3 protein-coding genes are annotated in these 2021 nt (G+C 67.3%); all 3 read left to right on the top strand.

What is annotated here, in order from left to right:
• A partial coding sequence (locus tag AB7O82_RS13365) for an isocitrate lyase/phosphoenolpyruvate mutase family protein (RefSeq protein ID WP_428619561.1) occupies positions 1 to 316 on the top strand: 316 nt, incomplete at its 5' end.
• Positions 317 to 325: 9 nt separating this feature from the next.
• On the top strand, positions 326 to 964 hold the full coding sequence (locus AB7O82_RS13360) for a hypothetical protein (protein WP_428619559.1): 639 nt from the start codon (positions 326 to 328) through the stop codon (positions 962 to 964).
• A 47-nt stretch (positions 965 to 1011) separates the two neighbouring features.
• Positions 1012 to 2021 (top strand): flavin-containing monooxygenase (locus AB7O82_RS13355; RefSeq protein ID WP_428619556.1); only part of this gene is annotated, 1010 nt, incomplete at its 3' end.

The raw sequence follows: 2021 nt of genomic DNA, 5'->3' as shown, positions 1-2021 counted from the left end.
GCGCCTGCAGTCCTTCGAGGCGGCGGGGGCCGACGTGCTGTTCGCACCCGGCCTGCCCGACCTCGATGCGGTCAGGAAGGTCTGCAGCTCCCTCGGCAAGCCGTTCAACTTCATGGTCGGCATCAAGGGCCGGTCGTTCACCCGGGCCGATCTCGAGGCGGCCGGCGTCAAGCGGATCAGCCTGGCCACCTCGCTCTACCGGGCGGCGATGACGGGCCTGCTCGATGCGGCGAAGGAGGTGAAGGAGAAGGGCACCTTCGGCTACCTCGACCATTCCATTCCGACGCCCGACCTCAACGCCTTCATGAAGGAGTAGAGGGCGGCGATGCTGACGGAGGACGAGCTCAAGCGTATTGCCGCCGAGGAGCACTATCGCCAGACCATCCGCAAGTCCCTGGAGGCAGAAGCCGCTGCGGCCGCGGCACCGCCACCGGCACCCCCAGCGCCGCCGCCCAGGCAGGGTCTCGGCACGAAGCTGTTCGACTTCCTGAACAGCTCTGTGGGGATGTGGCTGCTGTCGTCGGTGGTGCTGACCGGCGGCGCGGCCATCATCCAGCAGATCCAGCACGACCACGAGACCCAGCAGCAGAACCGCCAGATCCTCAGCACCCACCGCTTCGAGATCCACCATCGGCTCGACAACATGACCTTCCTGCTGCGGCGGGCCAAAACGGTGGGCGATGCCAAGGCGGCCCTCGACGGCATCTTCAAGAGCACGATCCCGCTGTCGCCCGAGCTGCAGAACCGCAGCCTCGGCTCGCTCTACATGGGCCTGATGCCGCTGCTCGCCGGAAGCGACAAGCAGAAAGCGAGCGAGGCCTTCACGCTGGTGCGGCAGCTCGAAGAGGCCGAGCTGGTCCTGCAATCCCAGCCCGACGACCGTCCGCTCGACCAGTCGCTGCGCCATCGCCTCACCAAGCTGGTCGACACGATTCAGAGTATGCACTTCACGGCGGTCGAGTAGGCCGGACGGCAGTTGCGGGCGCCGCGCCGCTCGACGAAGCTCCGGCCATGGACACGCTCCTCTTCGACGCTGCCGCCGCGACGCACTTCGACGTGCTGATCGTCGGCGCCGGACTGTCCGGCATCGGCGCGGCATGGCACCTTCAGAAGCACTGCCCCGGCAAGCGCTACGCCATCCTCGAGGCGCGCGCGGAGAGTGGTGGCACCTGGGATCTGTTTCGCTACCCCGGCGTGCGCTCGGACTCCGATATGTACACGCTGGGCTATCGCTTCCGGCCGTGGAAGGACGCCAAGGCGATTGCCGACGGCCCGTCGATTCTCTCCTATATCCGCGAGGTGGCGCGCGATGGCGGCATCGACCGGCAGATCCGCTACGGCCACCGCGTCGTCGCGGCACACTGGTCGACTCCGGACGCGCGCTGGACGGTGGAGGTCGTAGGCGGCGAGGCGCGTGAGCCCATCCGGCTCACCTGCAGCTTCCTGTGGATGTGCAGCGGCTACTACGACTACGCGGCGGGTTACCTGCCGGATTTTGCAGGCATGGACCGCTTCGGGGGCCGCGTCGTCCATCCGCAGAAATGGACCGACGACATCGACTATGCCGGCAAGCGGGTGGTGGTGATTGGCAGCGGCGCTACCGCGGTGACGCTGGTGCCGGCGATGGCCGAGACGGCGAGCCACGTCACCATGGTGCAGCGCTCGCCCACCTACATGGTGGCGCGGCCGAGCCAGGATTCGCTCGCCAACAGGCTCCGGCGCCATCTGCCGCTCGGGCTCGCCTACGGGGCGACGCGATGGAAGAACGTGCTGCTCGGCATGTATTTCTACCAGCTGTGCAAGCGCCGGCCCGACAAGGTGACGCGCCTCCTGCTGGGCGGCGTGCGCCAGATGCTGGGGCCCGATTACGACATCGATACCCACTTCACGCCGCGCTACAGGCCGTGGGACCAGCGGCTCTGCCTGGTGCCAGACGCGGATTTCTTCCGCGCCATCCGCGCCGGCAAGGTCTCGATTGTCACCGATCATATCGAGACCTTCACCGAGACCGGCCTGAAGCT

It is taken from the genome of Reyranella sp. (genome assembly GCF_050185545.1).
In the GTDB taxonomy this organism is placed as follows: Bacteria; Pseudomonadota; Alphaproteobacteria; order Reyranellales; family Reyranellaceae; genus Reyranella.
Note: the sequence above shows the minus strand (reverse complement) of the source record. Positions and strands in the feature narration are given on the sequence as shown.